The 17,848-nt window shown below is 67.6% G+C and carries 17 protein-coding genes; 8 read left to right on the forward strand and 9 right to left on the reverse strand.

Features of this window, described 5'->3' with window-relative positions:
* The first annotated feature begins 210 nt into the window (after positions 1–210).
* Complete coding sequence (locus ACOI2T_RS04735) at positions 211–1,110, forward strand: 9-bladed beta-propeller domain-containing protein (RefSeq protein ID WP_409503879.1); 900 nt, start codon at positions 211–213, stop codon at positions 1,108–1,110.
* Between the two features lie 83 nt (positions 1,111–1,193).
* Here ACOI2T_RS04735 and ACOI2T_RS04740 read toward each other — a convergent pair whose 3' ends face one another.
* On the reverse strand, positions 1,194–1,991 hold the full coding sequence (locus ACOI2T_RS04740; protein ID WP_409503878.1) for a family 1 encapsulin nanocompartment shell protein: 798 nt from the start codon (positions 1,989–1,991) through the stop codon (positions 1,194–1,196).
* Positions 1,991–3,016 (reverse strand): Dyp-type peroxidase, encoded by a 1,026-nt coding sequence (locus ACOI2T_RS04745; protein ID WP_409503877.1) that lies wholly within the window; start codon positions 3,014–3,016, stop codon positions 1,991–1,993. The genes ACOI2T_RS04740 and ACOI2T_RS04745 overlap by 1 nt, the downstream gene beginning before the upstream one ends.
* Before the next feature lie 49 nt (positions 3,017–3,065).
* On the opposite strand from ACOI2T_RS04745, the gene ACOI2T_RS04750 reads away from it, so the two are divergent.
* Positions 3,066–4,337 carry a M18 family aminopeptidase gene (locus ACOI2T_RS04750; RefSeq protein ID WP_409503876.1) on the forward strand — a complete coding sequence of 424 codons (1,272 nt, stop codon included), beginning with the start codon at positions 3,066–3,068 and terminating at the stop codon, positions 4,335–4,337.
* 15 nt (positions 4,338–4,352) lie between these two features.
* On the forward strand, positions 4,353–4,712 hold the full coding sequence (locus tag ACOI2T_RS04755) for a VOC family protein (RefSeq protein ID WP_409503875.1): 360 nt from the start codon (positions 4,353–4,355) through the stop codon (positions 4,710–4,712).
* On the opposite strand, the gene ACOI2T_RS04760 is transcribed toward ACOI2T_RS04755, so the two are convergent.
* Positions 4,705–4,935: a hypothetical protein gene (locus ACOI2T_RS04760; protein ID WP_067846554.1), complete on the reverse strand. Its 231-nt coding sequence runs from the start codon at positions 4,933–4,935 to the stop codon at positions 4,705–4,707. The genes ACOI2T_RS04755 and ACOI2T_RS04760 overlap by 8 nt on opposite strands.
* A gap of 50 nt (positions 4,936–4,985) precedes the next feature.
* Positions 4,986–6,800: a thiamine pyrophosphate-requiring protein gene (locus ACOI2T_RS04765; RefSeq protein WP_409503874.1), complete on the reverse strand. Its 1,815-nt coding sequence runs from the start codon at positions 6,798–6,800 to the stop codon at positions 4,986–4,988.
* Between the two features lie 62 nt (positions 6,801–6,862).
* Between ACOI2T_RS04765 and ACOI2T_RS04770 the strand changes: the two genes are divergently transcribed.
* Genes ACOI2T_RS04770 through ACOI2T_RS04785 form a run of 4 tightly spaced genes read left to right on the forward strand, consistent with a single transcriptional unit; the run spans position 6,863 to position 12,736 of the window.
* On the forward strand, positions 6,863–8,071 hold the full coding sequence (locus ACOI2T_RS04770) for a cation:proton antiporter domain-containing protein (RefSeq protein WP_409503972.1): 1,209 nt from the start codon (positions 6,863–6,865) through the stop codon (positions 8,069–8,071).
* Entirely contained in the window at positions 8,068–10,365 is a 2,298-nt protein-coding gene (gene purL / locus ACOI2T_RS04775; RefSeq protein ID WP_409503873.1) for a phosphoribosylformylglycinamidine synthase subunit PurL, read from the forward strand. The genes ACOI2T_RS04770 and purL overlap by 4 nt, the downstream gene beginning before the upstream one ends.
* Entirely contained in the window at positions 10,362–12,089 is a 1,728-nt protein-coding gene (locus tag ACOI2T_RS04780) for an alpha/beta hydrolase (RefSeq protein WP_409503872.1), read from the forward strand. The genes purL and ACOI2T_RS04780 overlap by 4 nt, the downstream gene beginning before the upstream one ends.
* Entirely contained in the window at positions 12,089–12,736 is a 648-nt protein-coding gene (locus tag ACOI2T_RS04785; protein ID WP_409503871.1) for an Rv0804 family intramembrane glutamic endopeptidase, read from the forward strand. The genes ACOI2T_RS04780 and ACOI2T_RS04785 overlap by 1 nt, the downstream gene beginning before the upstream one ends.
* Here ACOI2T_RS04785 and ACOI2T_RS04790 read toward each other — a convergent pair.
* From ACOI2T_RS04790 to ACOI2T_RS04805, 4 genes are read right to left on the reverse strand one after another with little or no spacing between them, the layout of a single operon-like run.
* On the reverse strand, positions 12,657–13,919 hold the full coding sequence (locus ACOI2T_RS04790; protein ID WP_409503870.1) for a hypothetical protein: 1,263 nt from the start codon (positions 13,917–13,919) through the stop codon (positions 12,657–12,659). The genes ACOI2T_RS04785 and ACOI2T_RS04790 overlap by 80 nt on opposite strands.
* A complete protein-coding gene (locus ACOI2T_RS04795; RefSeq protein WP_409503869.1) occupies positions 13,912–14,337 on the reverse strand; it encodes a hypothetical protein in 426 nt (141 codons plus the stop codon). Before ACOI2T_RS04795 ends, ACOI2T_RS04790 begins: the two co-directional genes overlap by 8 nt.
* 20 nt (positions 14,338–14,357) lie before the next feature.
* Entirely contained in the window at positions 14,358–14,780 is a 423-nt protein-coding gene (locus ACOI2T_RS04800) for a PPOX class F420-dependent oxidoreductase (RefSeq protein WP_085142418.1), read from the reverse strand.
* A 39-nt stretch (positions 14,781–14,819) separates the two neighbouring features.
* Positions 14,820–16,022, reverse strand: coding sequence for an MCE family protein (locus ACOI2T_RS04805; RefSeq protein ID WP_409503868.1), 1,203 nt, complete (start codon positions 16,020–16,022; stop codon positions 14,820–14,822).
* A 16-nt stretch (positions 16,023–16,038) separates the two neighbouring features.
* Between ACOI2T_RS04805 and ACOI2T_RS04810 the strand changes: the two genes are divergently transcribed.
* On the forward strand, positions 16,039–16,425 hold the full coding sequence (locus ACOI2T_RS04810) for a sterol carrier family protein (RefSeq protein WP_067846531.1): 387 nt from the start codon (positions 16,039–16,041) through the stop codon (positions 16,423–16,425).
* Position 16,426: 1 nt separating this feature from the next.
* On the opposite strand, the gene ACOI2T_RS04815 is transcribed toward ACOI2T_RS04810, so the two are convergent.
* Positions 16,427–17,761: a DoxX family protein gene (locus ACOI2T_RS04815; protein WP_409503867.1), complete on the reverse strand. Its 1,335-nt coding sequence runs from the start codon at positions 17,759–17,761 to the stop codon at positions 16,427–16,429.
* Between the last annotated feature and the right edge of the window lie 87 nt (positions 17,762–17,848).

Genomic DNA, 17,848 nt, shown 5'->3' on the forward strand with positions numbered 1-17,848 from the left:
CACATCCGAGATTTAGGTGTGTTTCTGGGTATCACAGACGAGGGTTGGTGGTTACTGGGCCTTGACGTAACCAGTGGTAAGAGATCGTTCGGGCCCCTAGAGCTCGGACTCGCCGGGGACGCAACGGACTTCAACTGCTATGTCAATGGCCCGCCCATGGTCCTATGCGTTCGACAAGGGCGGGACCGCAACACCCCGTCGACCGCGTGGGTGGTCGACACGTCATCCGGCAAACTGGTCTACAACGGGCCGACTGAGCTGCGTGTGGCGGCGCCTGGTGAAGGACACCCGAAGGCCGAGCAATTTGCCGACTATGTGATTGCCACGGCCCAAGGCAAGGGCGTGTACGGCGTGGGAGCACGAGGCGAGCTGACCTGGTTTGTGCCGGGCAATGGAATACTGCCAGCGCAATTCACGAGGCTCGGACGCGACACGATTCCGTCGACACTCGCGATTCAGGGCAGCGGCCGAGTCGCCGACGTGGTGTTCTCCGTCGTTGACGGCAAGGTTGTGGCACCGGCGATGCCCGAAGGAGCTCAACTGGGACGGGCAGTCGTGTATCCAGGCGGCTTCGGATACGAATACACCACGGCTGGCGACTACGCGACGGAACGAGTTGCCTTTTTCGATGACACCGGTACGAAGATCGGTGAACCGACAACAGAGGGGACACTCGAAAACCGTTCCCTCGACGTACCTATGGTTGGGTCCAAGGCGAAGAATGTAGTAATCACGTTGGAGGGTCAACAGCTCCTTGAGTTGCCGCCATCGGGCCCGCGGCCGTACGCCCGTCTCATCGGAACACGGTTGTTCATTGCCACCGACGCAGACCACAAAGTCTGGCACCAATTTGATCTACGAACTGGCGAGGTCGGGCAAACGTGTGAGGGTGAGAGTCTTTGGACTTACTACATTGCCTCCGACGGAGAAGTGGTCGTTGCGCTCGATGAGGGCGACGGTTTGATCCATGGTGTCGACTTGGCGACTTGCGACGTGTTGTGGTCCATACCGGGTTCTGCGCCGAATGAAGCGAAAGAGGTTTGGAAGGTGAACACCACCCTGGTTCAGCGGACCAACGACCGACTTTTCTCGTTGGTCGCGCCAAGCTAGTAGTCCACGAGCGACCGCGAATGCACGCCTATTTACGGCGTGTCGGCGTACAGACACGGTCGCTCGCGGTGCAGGCGGGGAACTCAGGCGGTCAGGGCGACGGACGCCTCGGCGGTGTAGCAGAGGAACGTCATGGTCTCCTGCATGTACAGGTGGACGACCTCGGCGTCGTGGGACAGGTAGCCGATCGACACGTCGGTGCCGAGCTGAAGATCGAAATCGCCACCGCGGGTGGACAGTACGAACGCGCCGTCGATCGCGGGCGCCCAGATGATCTCACCGTCGACGAGCCGGTTGATGTGTTCGCGGATCGGATAGCCGTGTGCGGTGGTCTCGCTGACCTTGGTGTAGGTCTCGGCCGAGAGCAGCACCGAGTACGGACCGTCGACGCCGGCGAGCCGCAGTTCTGACAGGGCTTGGGCGATCACGTCGGGGATCTCGCGGGCGTCGTCGGGCAGGGCGAGCGCGGGGTTGGAGCTTGAGCTGCGGATGCCTTCGATCGACGCGGCCTCGTACCCCTCGAAGATCGCGCGGTCCTCGACGAACGCGAGCTTCTTGGCGGCGTCCTTGACCGGATCCCAGTCGGAGTCCTGCGATCCGCGTTCGACGTCGTCGATGTCCTTGCGGGCCACCGTGAACGGCACGCGCAGCCGCACAAGCGGTTTGGCGTCGCGCAGGTGGGCGATCACGCCGTCGCCGGGCGGGTTGACGTCGAGCAGGTGGCCGGTGCTGACCGCCGCGGTGACGGGGCCGCCGGGCTCGCTGACGTCGACGACGCGCCGGCCGGCGATGTGACGCTTGAACGTCCGCGTGGCCTCCAACTCGATTTCGGCCCAAGCGGATTCGGTGATCGGGGCAAGTTCGCGGTACAGGTTGTTCATCAACGGGTTCCTTTCAGACTGCCGATGCCGAGTGAGCCGTCATAGCTGACCGGGGTGGCGACCGCCACCTGCGGTCGCTGGGTGTCTTCCGACGGGAGGGGCGGTGGATCATCGAGAAAGTCGATGGTGGGCGTGAAGAACAGCCCACCCGTGACCGCGGTCGAGAAATCCAGGATGCGGTCGGTATTCCCCGGCGGATCGCCGATGAACATGTTGTCCAGCATCCGCTCGGTGACCGCGGGGGTGCGCGAGTATCCGATGTAGTACGTGCCGAATTCGCCCTTGCCGATCTCGCCGAACGGCATGTTGTGCCGCACGATCTTGAGCTCGTTGCCGTCCTCGTCCTCGATGACGTTCAGCGCGACATGGGAATTGACGGGTTTGACCGCATCGTCGAGCTCGATGTCGTCGAGCTTGGTGCGGCCGATCACACGCTCCTGCTCCTCGGTGGACAACGAGTTCCACGAACCCATGTCGTGCAAATACTTCTGCACGTGCACATAACAGCCGCCGGCGAAATCCGGGTCCTCGTCGGCGATCTGGGTCGCGTTGATCGCGACGGGCCCGTCCGGGTTCTCGGTGCCGTCGACGAAACCCATGAGGTCGCGGTTGTCGAAGAACTTGAACCCGTGCACCTCGTCGACGATCGTGATCGCCCCCGACATCGCCTCGACGAGTTTGGTGGCGAGCTCGAAGCACACGTCCATCGACTCCGCACGCAAGTGGAACAGCAAGTCGCCGGGCGTCGCCGGGGCGTGATGGCGCGGGCCCTGCAGTTCGACGAACGGATGCAGCTCGGCGGGCCGGGGGCCGGAGAACAGTCGGTCCCACGCGTCGGAGCCGATCGACACGATCGCCGAGAGGCGTTTGGCCGGGTCGCGGAACCCGATGGCGCGTACCAGGCCCGAGATATCGGGCAACGCATCGTGAACCGCCGCCTCCTGCCCCTCGTCGATCGTCGCGACCATGAAGACGGCAGCGGGCGTCAACGGGGCGAGTACCGGTTGGGGCTGTGGTGCGGGCACATCGAGACCCTAACGCGGAGCGCGCCGAAATCCCGGTCAAGATAGAGATATGGCAGCTAGCCCCCAGAGCTTGTGTGAGTTCATCGACGCGTCACCGTCGCCGTTCCATGTGTGCGCCACCGCAGCGCGGAGGCTGCTCGAGGCCGGTTTCAACGAACTGGATGAAACCGACGCCTGGCCGGCCACGGCGAGCCGTGAATCGGGCCGGGGCGGGAACTTCTTCACGGTGCGCGCGGGCTCGCTGGTGGCCTGGAAGGCCGGCGACGGCCCCTTCCGGGTTGTCGGCGGTCACACCGACAGCCCCAACCTGCGGGTCAAACAGCACCCGGACCGGGTCGTCGCGGGCTGGCAGGTCGTCGCGCTGCAGCCCTACGGCGGCGCGTGGCTGAACTCGTGGCTCGACCGCGACCTCGGCATCAGCGGGCGGCTCTCGGTCCGCCGCGGCACGGGCATCGAGCACAAGCTGGTCCGGATCGACGACCCGATCCTGCGGGTACCCCAGCTGGCCATCCACCTGTCCGAGGACCGCAAGGGCGTCAGCCCCGACCCGCAGCGTCACGTCAACGCGGTGTGGGGCCTGGGGGAGCGGCCGCGCTCGTTCGTCGGCTTCGTCGCCGAGTGCGCCGGTGTGGCCGAGGGCGACGTGCTGGGCTTCGACCTGATGACGCATGACCTCGCCCCGTCGGCGGTCACGGGCGCCGGCGGCGAGTTCGTCAGTGCGCCGCGCCTCGACAACCAGGCGACGTGCTACGCCGGGCTCGAGGCGTTCCTCGCGGCAGACGCCGACGGCCACGTCCCGGTGCTGGCGCTGTTCGACCACGAGGAGGTCGGGTCGACCTCCGATCACGGCGCGCAATCGGAGCTGCTGCCGACGGTGCTGGAGCGGATCACGCTGTCGGCCGGGGGCACGCGCGAGGACTTCCTGCGGCGGGTCGCCGGCTCGATGGTGGCCTCGGGGGATATGGCACACGCGACGCACCCGAACTACCCCGACCGCCATGAGCCTGGCCACCAGATCGCGGTGAACGCCGGGCCGGTCCTCAAGGTGCAGCCGAACCTGCGCTACGCGACCGACGGGCGCACCGCGGCCGCATTCGCCTTGGCCTGCGATCAGGCCGGCGTGCCGTTGCAACGCTACGAGCACCGAGCCGACCTGCCATGCGGATCGACCATCGGGCCCATGACCTCGGCGCGCACCGGCATACCCACGGTCGACGTCGGAGCGGCCCAGCTCGCGATGCACTCGGCGCGGGAGTTCATGGGCGCCCACGATGTCGCGGCCTACTCGGCGGCTTTACGGGCGTTCTTGTCACCGGCTTGATCTAGGGTCGGCTCCATGACCCTCAGTGTGGAGATGATCACCTTCGATTGCACCGATCCCGACGCGCTCGCCCAATGGTGGGCGGGAGCCGTCGGCGGTGACGTAACTGCTTTTGCACCAGGCGAATTCGTGGCTCTGGTGCGGCAGAACGGGCCACGACTCGGTTTCCAGAGAGTCGAGGATCCGACGCCGGGCAAGAATCGGGTACACCTCGACCTCGCCGCCGCGGACGTCGAGGCCGAGGTGGGACGGTTGGTGTCGCTCGGGGCCAGCGAAACCGGACGGCACAGCTTCGGACCTGAGTTCAGCTGGGTGGTCCTGGCCGACCCCGAGGGCAACGCATTCTGTATTGCGGCCGAGCAGGCCTCTACTTGATCCGGCTGGCCAGCATGTGCTTGGCCATCTCGGCACCCTTGCGGCTGTCGGCCTGCGCCTTGCGGAACAGTTCGACGACTTCGTTGTCGCCGTCACGCTCGGCATCGGCGATGAAGGTTTCCATCCGCAGGGCGTTCTCCAGGCACTGCTCGGTGTACCAGATGAGGTTGTAGTTCTTGTCCTTGGTTCCGGTCACATGGCCGGTTTCAGTGGTTGCGCTCATGGGTTTGGGTCACTCTCCTTCGATCCTTGATTTTGGGTGACGTCGTGGGCCTACCCCTGGCTCCGAGAAGGCAAACCCGTATGCGTAAGCAGTTCGGCCGCTTTGTTCTTGGCGATCTCGGCGAACAGGTGCCAGCCGTTCGGATCGCCTTTGACGACGGCCTCGGCGGTGGCCTTCATCTGTTCGTACGTGGCGTGCGGCGGGATCGGCGGCACCTCCGGGTCGGTGTGCACGTCGAGCACGACGGGCTCGTCGGCGGCGAGTGCCGCATCCCACGCCGGCCCGAGTTGGTCGGGATCGTCGACGGTGATCGACCGGATGCCCATCGTCGTCGCCACGTCGGCGTAGGACACCTCGGGCAGGTTCTGCGACTCCTCGAACTTCGGCGCCCCGCCCATCGCGCGCAGTTCCCACGTGACGTGCGCGAGATCGTTGTTGTGGAACACGCACACCACGAGCCGCGGATCCGCCCACAACCGGTGATACCGGCGGATGGTCATCAACTCGGCCAGCCCGTTCATCTGCATCGCGCCGTCGCCGACGAGGGCGATCACCGGGCGGTCGGGCTGGGCGAACTTCGCGCCGATCGCGTAGGGCACGGCCGAGCCCATGGTGGCGAGCGTGCCCGACAGCGATCCGTTGGTCGTCGGCCCGAAGCGCAGGCAGCGCGCGTACCAATTGGTCGAGGATCCGGAATCGCCGGTGACGATCGCGTAGTCCGGCAGTCGGGCCGAGAGCTCCCACACCACCCGCATCGGGTTGACCGGGTTCGCCGACAGCATGGACTGCCGTTCGACGGTCTCCCACCAGCGCGCGACATTGCGTTGCACGGTTTCGCGCCAGCCGCGGTCGGATTTCGCGGTCAGTAGCGGCACGAGTTGAGCGAGCGTGGTTTTCGCATCGGCGACGATGTTGACCTCGGTGGGGTAGCGCATGCCGATGTTGGCGCCGTCGATGTCGATCTCGACCGCACGGGCCTGGCCGTAGTCGGGGAGGAACTGGCTGTACGGGAAATTCGAGCCGACGATGAGCAGGGTGTCGCAGTCGCGCATGAGCTCGTAGCTGGGTCGGGTCCCGAGCAGCCCGATCGACCCGGTGACATAGGGCAGGTCGTCGGCCAGCACGTCCTTGCCGAGCAGCGCCTTGGCGATCCCGGCCCCGGTGAGTTCGGCGATCTCGGCGAGCTCGTCGGCCGCGCCGCGGGCGCCCTGCCCCACGAGGATCGCCACTTTCGACCCGTCGTTGAGGATGTCGGCCGCGGCCTGCAGGGCGGCGGGGTCCGGGGCGAGCACAGGTTGCGCGTCGTGCGGTCCGCTGGACGGCACCTGTTTGAACGCATGGCCGGGCGGCTCGTACGGCTGCTCCTGCAGATCCGACGGGATCACCACCGCGGTGGGCGCCCGCCGGGCGCGGGCCGTGCGGAAGGCCCGGTCGAGCGCGTTGGGTAACTGGCTCGCGACGTTGACCTCGACGAGGTAATCGCTGGCGACATCGGAGAACAGCCCCTGCAGGTCGACCTCCTGCTGATAGCTGCCGCCCATCGCACTGCGGGCGGTCTGGCCCACGATCGCGACCACCGGGGTGTGGTCGAGCTTGGCGTCGTAGAGGCCGTTGAGCAGGTGGATGGCGCCGGGACCCGACGTGGCGAGGCACACGCCGACATTGCCGGAGAACTTGGCATAGCCGGTCGCCGCGAGCGCGGCCATCTCCTCGTGCCGGGTCTGCACGAATTTCGGCCCGGCCGACTCGTCTTTCCCGAAAGCGGCCACGAGACCGTTGATTCCGTCGCCCGGATAGCCGAAGACCTGCTCGACCTGCCACTGGCGGAGACGGTCAAGAACATGTTCGGCGACTGTTTGGCTCATGTGCCGGGGCTACCCGTGTCGCCACCGGAATAACCGGCCGTGACGCTGGAATGATCACGTCCGTGGTGCTGTCCCTCGTCGCGGTGTCGGTCGTGCTGGTCGCATGGGCGCTGCTGTCGCAGAAGCTGGAACGGCTGCGGCTGACCGCGGCGATGATCCTCGTGCTGGCCGGCGTGGCGGTCGGGTTCACCACGCAGGACGTGCTGGCCGAGACCCTCAACACCGACACCGCCGAGCACGTCGCCGAGATCATCCTGGCTGTGCTGTTGTTCGTCGACGCGACCGAGGTCCGCGGCGGATTCTTCGGTTCCGACCCGCGATCGGCGCTGCGGATGCTGTTCATCGCGATGCCGATCGGCCTGGCGCTCTCGGTGCTGCTGGGGCTGTGGCTGTTGCCGGGCCTGTCCTGGGCGGTGCTGTTGGTGATCGCGTGCATCGTGGTGCCGATCGACTTCGCGCCGACGTCGACCTTGCTGCGCGACGAGCGGATACCCGAGCGCGTGCGCGGGCTGCTCAACGTCGAGGCCGGCTACAACGACGGCATCGTCTCACCCGTCTTCCTGTTCGCGGTGGTGCTGGCCGCCGAGCACACGCACGCCAGAACCCCGCTGGACGCACTGGCGGCCGCGGTGCCGCCCGCCGTCAAGGCGCTGCTCGTCGGTGTCGTCGTCGGCGCGGCACTGGCGGTTCTGACCAACGCCGCCGAACGGCGCGGGCTCATGACCGACCAGGCCAAACGCCTGATCTTGGTGGCCGCCCCGCTCCTGTCGTTCGGCCTGAGCCTCGGCATCGACGGCAACGGGTTCGTATCGGCCTTCGTCTGCGGCATCGCGTTCAACTACCTGCGGTTTTCGCCGACGTTCCGGGCCGAACTCGAGCTCGTCGACGACGTCGGGTTCCTGCTGGCCGCGGTGATGTGGTTCGTGTTCGGGCTGACGGCCGTGGTCGCGCTGAGTACGGGCGTACCGCTCGGGCTTGTGGTGTTCTGCCTGCTCGCGCTGACCGTCGTGCGGATACTGCCGGTACTCGTGGCGATGCTGGGATCACGCGTGAGCTGGCGCGAGCGGCTGCTGCTTGGCTGGCTGGGCCCGCGGGGTGTGACGTCGATCGTGTTCGGGTTGCTGGCGTTCAACGCGCTCGGCGGAGTGGCCGAGCACACAGTCGCGCTCGTCCTGGTGGTCGCGGTTCTGGGCAGTGTGATCATCCACGGCGTTGGCGCACCCGCGGCTGCCCGCGCCTACCAGCGAACACAAACTAAACTGGCTCCGTGACGTCTGAGCTCACCCACGACATCGACTCGGTGCAGCGGGCAGCCGCCACCCCCGATCACCCCCAGCCCTACCGCGAACTCGGTCTCAAAGACGACGAGTACCAGCGGATACGCGAGATTCTCGGCCGTCGCCCCACCGACGCCGAGCTGGCGATGTACTCGGTGATGTGGAGTGAGCACTGCTCCTACAAATCCTCCAAGGTGCATCTGCGCTACTTCGGCGAGACGACCACCGATGAGATGCGCGCCGGCATGCTGGCCGGCATCGGCGAGAACGCCGGCGTCGTCGACATCGGCGACGGCTGGGCCGTCACGTTCAAGGTCGAATCGCACAACCACCCGTCCTACGTCGAGCCCTACCAGGGTGCGGCCACCGGTGTCGGCGGCATCGTCCGCGACATCATGGCGATGGGCGCGCGGCCGGTGGCGGTCATGGACCAGCTGCGGTTCGGTGCTGCCGACGCCCCCGACACCCGGCGCGTGCTCGACGGCGTCGTGCGGGGTGTCGGCGGCTACGGCAACTCGCTGGGCCTGCCCAACATCGGCGGCGAGACGGTGTTCGACCCGTCGTACGCGGGCAACCCGTTGGTCAACGCGCTGTGTGTCGGCGCGCTGCGCAAGGAAGACCTGCACCTCGCATTCGCCTCGGGCGCCGGTAACAAGATCATCCTGTTCGGCGCCCGCACCGGTCTCGACGGCATCGGCGGTGTCTCGGTGCTGGCCTCCGACACGTTCGGTGGAGACGAAGGGTCCGGACCCGGCCGCAAAAAGCTGCCGAGCGTTCAGGTGGGCGACCCGTTCACCGAAAAGGTCCTCATCGAGTGCTGCCTCGAGCTCTACGCGGCCGGCCTGGTGGTCGGTATCCAGGATCTCGGCGGTGCCGGGTTGTCCTGTGCGACATCCGAACTCGCCTCCGCCGGGGACGGCGGTATGCGGGTCGAGCTCGACACCGTGCCGCTGCGCGCCGCCAACATGACCCCCGCCGAGATCCTGTCGAGCGAATCGCAGGAACGCATGTGCGCGGTGGTCACCCCGGACAACGTCGACAAGTTCATGGCGGTGTGCCGTAAGTGGGATGTGCTGGCCACCGTGATCGGTGAGGTCACCGACGGCGACCGGTTGCAGATCACGTGGCACGGCGAAACCGTCGTCGACGTCCCGCCCCGCACGGTCGCCCACGAGGGGCCGGTCTACCAGCGGCCCGTGGCCCGTCCCGACACGCAGGACGCGCTGATCGCCGACACCTCCGCCAAGCTGCCGCGACCGCAGACCGGCGACGAGCTCAAAGCGACCCTGCTCGCCATGGTGGGCAGCCCGCACCTGTGCAGCCGGGCGTTCATCACCGAGCAGTACGACCGCTACGTGCGCGGCAACACCGTTCTCGCCGAGCACGCCGACGGTGGGGTGCTGCGCATCGACGAGACCACGGGCCGCGGGATCGCGGTCTCCACCGACGCGTCGGGTCGCTACACCCAGCTCGATCCGTACGCCGGTGCACAGCTGGCACTGGCCGAGGCCTACCGCAACGTCGCGGTCACCGGGGCCACCCCGGTCGCGGTGACCAACTGCCTCAACTTCGGATCCCCCGAAGACCCGGGCGTGATGTGGCAGTTCAGCCAGGCCGTGCGTGGCCTGGCCGATGGCTGTGCGGCCCTTGGCATTCCGGTGACCGGCGGCAACGTGAGCTTCTACAACCAGACCGGCACCACCGCGATCCTGCCGACCCCGGTGGTCGGCGTGCTCGGCGTGATCGATGACGTGAAGCGCCGCATCCCAACCGGATTGGGCACCGAACCCGGCGAGACACTGTTGCTGCTCGGTGACACGCACGACGAGTTCGACGGCTCGATCTGGGCCCAGGTCACGGCCGACCATCTCGGCGGCGTGCCGCCGAAGGTGGATCTGGCCCGCGAGAAGCTGCTGGCCGAAGTGCTGACCGCGGCGTCGCGTGACGGGCTGCTTTCGGCGGCCCACGACCTCTCCGAGGGCGGACTGATCCAGGCGGTCGTCGAGGCCGCCCTGGCCGGTGAAACCGGTTGCCGCGTCATCATTCCCGAAGGAGCCGACCCGTTCGTGACGCTGTTCTCGGAGTCGGCGGGCCGCGTACTGGTCGCGGTGCCCCGCACCGAGGAGAGCCGGTTCCGGTCGATGTGCGAGGCCAGAGGCCTGCCGGTCGCCCGGATCGGCGTCGTCGACCAGGGCAGCGATTCGGTCGAAGTGCAAGGCCAGTTCAGCATCACCCTTTCGGAGCTGCGGAGCACGTCGGAGGGCGTGCTGCCCGGGCTGTTCGGGTGAGGGTCGAAAACCACACCGAACGTCACCCTCTGCTGCTCTGGGCCTGGAGCCTGGTCAGACTCGACTTCGTCGGCATCGCCGTCGGCGCGCTGTTCTTCTGCCTTTCGCTGACCCCGTCGCTGCTGCCGCGCGACTGGTTGTTCGCCGGCCTGATCGGCGGGATCAACGCGGCCATCGGCTACGGGCTCGGTGTCCTCATCGGAAAAGCCCTGTACCGCTTCGCGTTACGGAACCGGTCATGGTGGCCGCCACGCAAGTGGGTGCTGTTGTGGGCCAAGACGCTTGTCGTCGGCGGTGCCGCTACGGCGTGTGTGCTGATGCTGATCCCGGCAGCAGCGTGGCAACGGCAGGTGTCCCGGCTCATGGGCATCGAGGGCCCGGCCACGCTCGGATACCTGCGCACGCTGATCATCGCCGTGGCCGTCGCGGGTGCGCTGATCGCCACCGCGCGCGTACTGCGCGACACGGTTCGGCTGCTCGCCAAGGTGCTCATCCGGCGCTGGCATCTGCACCGCGAAGTCGCCCAGTTCATCGGTACGGCCATCGTGGTGGTGCTCGTCGTCATGCTCGTCAACGGCGTGATCTACCGAGGTTTCCTCGCCGGAGCCAGCCGGGTGTTCCAGCCGCAGAACACCACCACACGTGAGGGCGTGGCGCAGCCAACGGAACCGGAAAGGTCGGGCAGCCCAGAGTCTTTCGCCGCCTGGGACACGCTCGGTTTTCAAGGACGCAACTTCGTCGCGACCGGCCCGCGGCCGGACGAACTCGAACAGGTCAACGGACGCCCGGCGCGAGAACCGATCCGGGTCTATGCCGGCCTGCAGACCGCCGACACCGATGAGCAGCGGGTCGCAGTGCTGTTGAGCGAACTCGAACGCACCGATGCGTGGGACCGCGAAGTCCTGATCATCGTCCCCACCACGGGCACCGGCTGGGTCAACCCCGTCGCGGCCCGTGCGATCGAGTTGATGTACAACGGCGACACCGCGATGGTCGGCATGCAGTATTCGTATCTGCCGAGCTGGATTTCGTTCATGGGTGACCGGCAGCGGTCCATGCACACCGGCCGGCTGATGATCGATGCCATACAGGCGCGTTGGCAGCGGCTGCCGCCTGAGCATCGCCCGAAGCTCGTGTTGTACGGCGAAAGCCTCGGGTCGATGGCCGGACAGGGTGCCTTCGGTTGGCTGCCCGACATCTCCCGAATGGGTTTCTCGTCGGTGCTGTGGGTCGGCCCACCGAACGCCAGCCCGTTGTGGCGAGGGCTGACGGTGCGGCGGGACCCGGGCACCCCGGAGGTTCGGCCGCGCTACGACAACGGCCGCACCGTTCGGTTCTCCGAAGCCGCCGATGCCGAGGAGATCGCTCGCGACGCGGCCGAACCGTGGGAGGGCACGCGCGTGCTGTTCATGCAGCATCCGTCCGATCCGATCGTCTGGTGGTCGACCGATCTGCTGTTCTCCCAGCCGGATTGGCTGGTCGAGCCGCCCGGCGGAGACCGCACGGCGTCGATGCGGTGGTACCCCATCATCACCTTCTGGCAGGTGGCGGCCGATATGACCAACGCCTCGAGCGTGCCCGCCGGGCACGGACACAACTACGGCGAGTGGGTTCTCGACGGGTGGGCCGCGGTCGCGCCGCCGCCGGGCTGGACGCCGGAGGACACCGAGCGCATCCGCGTCGCGCTGCAGAAGAGCGCAGGCAACGACGGTCCCGAATACTGATGCGGGGCAAGCAGTTACGGGCGGTCGCCCTGGCCGCAGGCATGGTGGCGTGGAACGGCCTGGTGGATCCGCGCCTGCCTGCCCGTTGGCAACCGTTGGTGCGGGCCCTGACCGGAACCGGGCTGCTGGTGCTGACCGGGTCGCGGCCGGCACTGCGCCCGCCCGCGCTGTGGTCCGGGCTGCAGCTGGGCGCGGCGGCGGCCGGTGCACTGACCGCAGGGGTCGCGGCGACCACCGCCGTCCCGGCGGTACGGGCGGAGATGGTGCTCCGCGAACTGCCACCCGCCGCTGCTTGGCTGCTGCTGCGGATCCCGCTCGGCACCGTCTGGTCGGAGGAGGCCGCGTTCCGAGCCGCCCTGAGCACGGTGGGCGCAACCGCGTTCGGCCCCCAGGGCGGCCAGCTTCTGCAGGCGACGGCATTCGGGTTGTCCCACATCGCCGATGCCCGCGCGACCGGCGAACCCGTCATCGGGACGGTGCTGGTGACCGGTGTGGCCGGGTGGGGTCTGGGTTGGCTCGCGCGGCGGTCCGGCAGCCTGGCTGCGCCCATACTGGCGCATCTGGCGATCAACGAGGCAGGGGCGATCGCTGCGATTGCGTGCCAACGCGGGCCAGCAGCGCTGCAACGGCTACGACGACAGCCGTGACGGCGACCGGCCACAGCGCGTGCGCCTCGAAATCGCCTGCGCGCAACGGGATCAACACCGCGCCGGCCAGGACGACCACCATCAGCACCCGCGGTGCCTGCGTGGCCAGCCCATCGCCCTCGATACGCGAATTCGCCTCGGCCACAAGAAGGTAGACCACCAGCAGCAGGAGTGCCGCGGTGATCAGCGCGACGCTGCCGGTCGCGGTCTGGAATCGGCAGACCGCGACGGCGAGCACGCACATCGCCGCGGGCAGCAGCACGGCGGGCACCAGGCCGGCGCCGAACAGCCGGCGGTTCACGTACATCGCCGCCCACATCGCCGCCAGCGCCGCGGCCGCGCTGAGGCAGACGCTGCCGGCGATCAGGCAGTAGCGGCCGAGTTCTCCGAACAGCTCGACGACGATCAGCGACAGATAGGCGGCGTCATAGTGGAACCCGCGCAGCGTGCTGATGTTCGTGGCTACCAGCAGCGTCGCCGCACCCAACGCCGTCACGGCCACCGCGGCGCCGAGCGGACGGCCGACCGACGACAGCCGGCCGCTGGCCGCCGTCGCGGCTTCGAATCCGGCGAGCCCGAGTGCCAGCGGGATCACGGCGCCCACCATCAGCAACGGCGTCGGGAAACCGGCGGGCCCGTACACGTTCGGCGAGGTGCCCGACGCCACCTTCGCCATGACCGCCAGTGCGAGATAGAAATACACGAGCAGACCCACCCCGGCCAGCACCGCGGCCACTGCACCCACTGCCCTCGTCGGCACCTGCGCCACGATCGCGGCCGCGGCGATGACCGCGGTGACCGACCACGCCGGCCACCACCAGCTCGCCAATGCGGTTGCGGGATCGGCCACACCCGTCAACGGCTGCAATCCGAGGGCGGCGGCAGCACCAACCCCCAGCACGGCATAGGCGACCAATTGGATGAGGCTCGTCAACCTCCCGGCCATCGCGCCCAGTGTCGACGCGACCAGGTCACCGGTCGACGCCGAACGCGGTGCCTGGCGGTGCAGCCGCACCAGCGCACAGATCACGACCGCCGCGACGATCGCCGCGCACAGCGTGCCGATCCCGTTGAAGGCCGCGCTGGCGATCACGGCGAGCGACAGGCCCGTCGCGCGCCACGGCTGTAGCGGGGCGGGAACGTATCCGGATTGTTCGGGGCCGGACACCGCGCGCTTAGGCATCGATCAACTCCCGGATCTCGGCGGGCACGCGGGTTTCGGGGGTGACGGCCGTCTTGCTCCACCGGCCATCGCTACCGCGGTCGACGTGTGCCACACCGACATCGCCTGACAGCAGCCACAATTGGTCGTCGGTCGACAGCCAGGTGATGCCGGCTCCGTGCCGCGTGCTGTAGGCGTAGTCGTCGCGGAACACCTCAGCCCCCGACTCATCGATGATCACCGCGACCCAGGTACCGACGCCGCTCCGGGCGGCCCTGGTGTCGACCGCTGCGGTGTAGTGCCCCGACGGCGACACCTTCGGCGAACCCGGTTGGACGAAACGGTCCCGCTCACCGTCACCGCCGAACCATGCGCAGCCGGACAGTGCAAGGGCCGCCACCAGCGCGATACCGCCGGCCGACCGCTGATTTCCCCCCACGGTTGTGATGGTAGAGCCGATCAGACCGATCTGATGTCAGGTACGAGCTGGTGCGGTTCGGATTCCTGGTCGTCGATGCCGAAGCTGATGATGCGTTGCGGTGTGATCCGGATGATGGCGGAATCCAGCTCGTCGCCGCCTTTGCCGGTGGTTACCGGCACCTGGGCCTGCTCGGCCGTACCCCGGATCTCCAGGCAGCGGACCCGCCACGGGTCACGCGAGGTGATGTCGTCGACGACGAAGGCCACTCGGTTGTTGTGGGCGATGTTGCGGTACTTCTGGCTGTGCGACATGCGGTAGCCGGCGACGTCGATGGTGCCCAGCTGCTCGTTGTAGCTGAACCCGACCGGGCTGTTCTGCAGCGTTCCGTCGGGCTGGACGGTGGCCAGCCGGCCCAGATCGGCCTCGTTCAGGAACGCGATCTCATGCGGTTTGAATGTCATACCGCCAACGTAGAACCTCAACGAACGTTGATGTCAACGTCACGGATTGATGGTCGGTTCGCCGATCTGGCGGCCCCACACGTAGTCGACGAACAGAGGCGAACCGAACTCGACATGGTTGTATGGCGCGATCGACAGGCCCGTGTCCATGACCAGGTACGGCGCGGGCCACAGATCGCGGGTGATCGGTTGCCAGCAGCCCGGCCGCCCTTCCGGGCCACCCTTGGCGTTGACCCGGGGCAGGTTGTCCGGATAGACGTACGGGTTGCCGGCGCCCATGGGCGTTCCGTACGACTCCAGGGAGTAGCCGTTGTCGCCGCCGAGCGCGGCCTTCAGGCCCGGGGCGGCGTCGTGATAGTTGCGGATGGTGCAGAAGATCATGCCGCGGTAGTCGTCGAGCAGCTTCGACGTCGGTAACAGGTCCTCGGCGCCGCGCTGCAGGTAGGGGCCGCCGCGTTCGAGGATGTCGCTACCCGTGCCGGCGAACCCGATCGCGGCGATCAGCGCGGCGTCGACGTCGCTGCGCTGGTCGTACACCGTGGCGGCGCTGCGTGCCGCGTCGTCGAGCCCGGCGAACAGGTCGGGCGCGGCCGCGGCATAGATCTCGCCCAGGTCGGCAAGCCCGCTGACATCGCGGCGCAGCGGGGCCATCCGTGCGTTGAGGTCGTCGAGAATCGCGTTTCCGTCGACGAGCGATGCGCCGAACTTGTCACCGAGGCCGGTCAGCGCCTGCGCGGTGGCCGACAGCGTCTGGTTGAGTTTGACCGGGTCGACCTGCTCGGTGATCTTGGTGATGGTCTCGAACAGCGAGTTGAACTCGGTCGTCACCGTCGACACGTCGATCGGGGTGGTCGGCGAAAGTCGTTGTGCACTCGGCCTTTCCGGCGACCGGAAGGCCACGTACTTGTTGCCGAACACCGTGGTGGCCTGGATCGAGGTTTCCACGTTGGCCGGCAGCAGGCTCAGATAGCGCGGCTCGACGTCGAGAAGCACCCTGGCCTTGAGGTTGTCGTCGGACACGGTGCCGACGGCCGCCACCCGGCCGATCGGTACCCCGTTGTAGGTCACCTTGGAGCCTGGGTCGAGCACGAGCCCGGCCCGCGCGGTCAGCAGGGTCAGCTGGACCTTCGGCTCGAGCGTGCCCCGGAACAGCAGCGCGATGAACGCCAGAACGAGTGTCACGACCACCAGGAACACCGCACCGGCCGCCTTGTACGGCGGATTGTGGCGATCGACAAACACTTTGAGACACTAAGGTATGGCAGCCCGTCGTAGTGCCGATCCGGCGAAGACGCGTGCCGCGGTCACGGCCGTGGCCGGCTGGTTGCGCGACGCCGATAGCCCCGAGCCCAGCCGCACCGACCTCGCCGAAGCGGTGCGGTTGACGGCCCGCACCCTCGCGGCGCTCGCGCCGGGCGCCAGCGTCGAAGTCCGCGTGCCACCGTTCGTTGCCGTGCAATGCATCTCAGGCCCTCGGCACACCCGCGGCAACCCGCCCAACGTCGTCGAAACCGACCCGCGAACCTGGTTGCTGCTGGCCACGGGCCTGCTCGATGTCGCGGGCGCGGGTGGCGCAGTGCAGATGTCGGGCTCGCGGGCGGCCGAGATCGCCAAGTGGCTGCCGCTGGTGCCGCTGGAGCGCTGACTCAGCGGAAGTACGGATAATCCTGCACCCAGTGAAAGCCCCTGCTGCGAAGGGTGAACTGGTTGAGGTCGACCTGCTCCAGCGCGATCCGCACCGCACGACCGTCGAGTTGGCCCGCAAGCTCCAGCCGCTGCGGATCCGGACGGGACACCGTGAAATCGGCCAGCGCGGATCCGTCGGGGGCCGACAGGGCGATTCTGCCATCGGTCATCTCGGCCTGCGCCGGTACGAGCTCGCCGTTCATCCGTTGATAGCTGACCACCCCGGGCTCGTCGAAAACCAACCGCTGCCATCGCGTTTCATCGGTGGTCAGCGGCGGCAGATCGGTGCCGTCGACCTGGAATTCGCGTACCGCCCAGATGCCGTACAATTCGGGTTTCACCCGGCCGCCGCCATACTCACCCCACGCCTGCCAGCTGATCCAGGCGCAGCCGATCAGTGCCCAGACGCCCAGCAGCGCCTGTACGCGGGCCGACCTCGTGTTCGCACGCGCGTCGGTGAACAGCTCGGGCTGGCTCGCCGGATCCGACGGACGTTGCAGCACAAGGATATTCGCCAGACGCCTGACCTGCGGAGTGAGTAGTACGAGGCTCATCAACAGCAGATGCCCGGACAAGATCTTGACCGGCACGTCGAACGTCATGTTCAGCAGGAACACCTGCACCATGCTCGCCAGGCCGAGAAGCGCGCCGAGCGTCGCGGTGCGCGGCAGGAACAACAGCAGGCCGGCGAGCACCTCGACCGCGCCGAGCATGATCTCGTACGGGTAGGACGTGCCGACCTGCAACCACAGCACCGACGCCGGACTGAAGTCGCCGTACGGGCGCAGCAGTGCGGCCAGCGGCGGGGCCGGCATCTGCGTGGGGATCAGTTTCGCAAACCCGTAGAACAGCATCTGCCCGGCCACGCACAGGCGCAGACCCGTCAAGAACCACGCCCACAGCCGCGAGTACTCGGCCCGCCGCCGGTCGGCCACCGACCAGACCGCGGTCGCGACCACCGCGACCACCAGCAGACAGAACACGAAAATCCAGATCGCGGCCTGATCGCCGCTGCCCGAATCGCGCCGGAGCTCGGCGTCGACGCCGAAGACCGTGCGGCCCACCCAGCAGAGCACCGGGTCGGCCAGCAGCATCTGCCCCATCACCGCCTGCTCGGGCAGCCACTGGCCGATGATCCCGGTGAACACGAACAAGATCTGTGCGAACAGTAGACAGAACAGCCCGAAGTAGACGAAGCAGAACCGGAATGCGATCTTCGTCACGCTGCCCCACGGTGCGGTCGGGGTGGATTCGAGGGGTTCGGTGGTCGGTTTCTCCGAGAGTTGGCGCGTCACCACGTCATCGTTGCCGCGCCGAATGTGTTGAGTCGATGGGGTTATCCCGCCGGATCGTGGTACGGCCAGCCCTACCGCCGGAAATGA

Origin of the sequence: Mycolicibacterium wolinskyi str. Jessa 2025, assembly GCF_049241375.1 — a bacterium.
Taxonomy (GTDB): domain Bacteria; phylum Actinomycetota; class Actinomycetes; order Mycobacteriales; family Mycobacteriaceae; genus Mycobacterium; species Mycobacterium wolinskyi.

Excerpts from the sequence above, each read along its gene's own strand:
- ACOI2T_RS04740 (WP_409503878.1), bottom strand. The coding sequence starts at position 1,991 with ATGAACAACCTGTACCGCGAACTTGCCCCGATCACCGAATCCGCTTGG.
- ACOI2T_RS04750 (WP_409503876.1), top strand. The coding sequence starts at position 3,066 with ATGGCAGCTAGCCCCCAGAGCTTGTGTGAGTTCATCGACGCGTCACCG.
- ACOI2T_RS04755 (WP_409503875.1), top strand. The coding sequence starts at position 4,353 with ATGACCCTCAGTGTGGAGATGATCACCTTCGATTGCACCGATCCCGAC.
- ACOI2T_RS04760 (WP_067846554.1), bottom strand. The coding sequence starts at position 4,935 with ATGAGCGCAACCACTGAAACCGGCCATGTGACCGGAACCAAGGACAAG.
- ACOI2T_RS04765 (WP_409503874.1), bottom strand. The coding sequence starts at position 6,800 with ATGAGCCAAACAGTCGCCGAACATGTTCTTGACCGTCTCCGCCAGTGG.
- ACOI2T_RS04785 (WP_409503871.1), top strand. The coding sequence starts at position 12,089 with ATGCGGGGCAAGCAGTTACGGGCGGTCGCCCTGGCCGCAGGCATGGTG.
- ACOI2T_RS04790 (WP_409503870.1), bottom strand. The coding sequence starts at position 13,919 with ATGCCTAAGCGCGCGGTGTCCGGCCCCGAACAATCCGGATACGTTCCC.
- ACOI2T_RS04800 (WP_085142418.1), bottom strand. The coding sequence starts at position 14,780 with ATGACATTCAAACCGCATGAGATCGCGTTCCTGAACGAGGCCGATCTG.
- ACOI2T_RS04810 (WP_067846531.1), top strand. The coding sequence starts at position 16,039 with ATGGCAGCCCGTCGTAGTGCCGATCCGGCGAAGACGCGTGCCGCGGTC.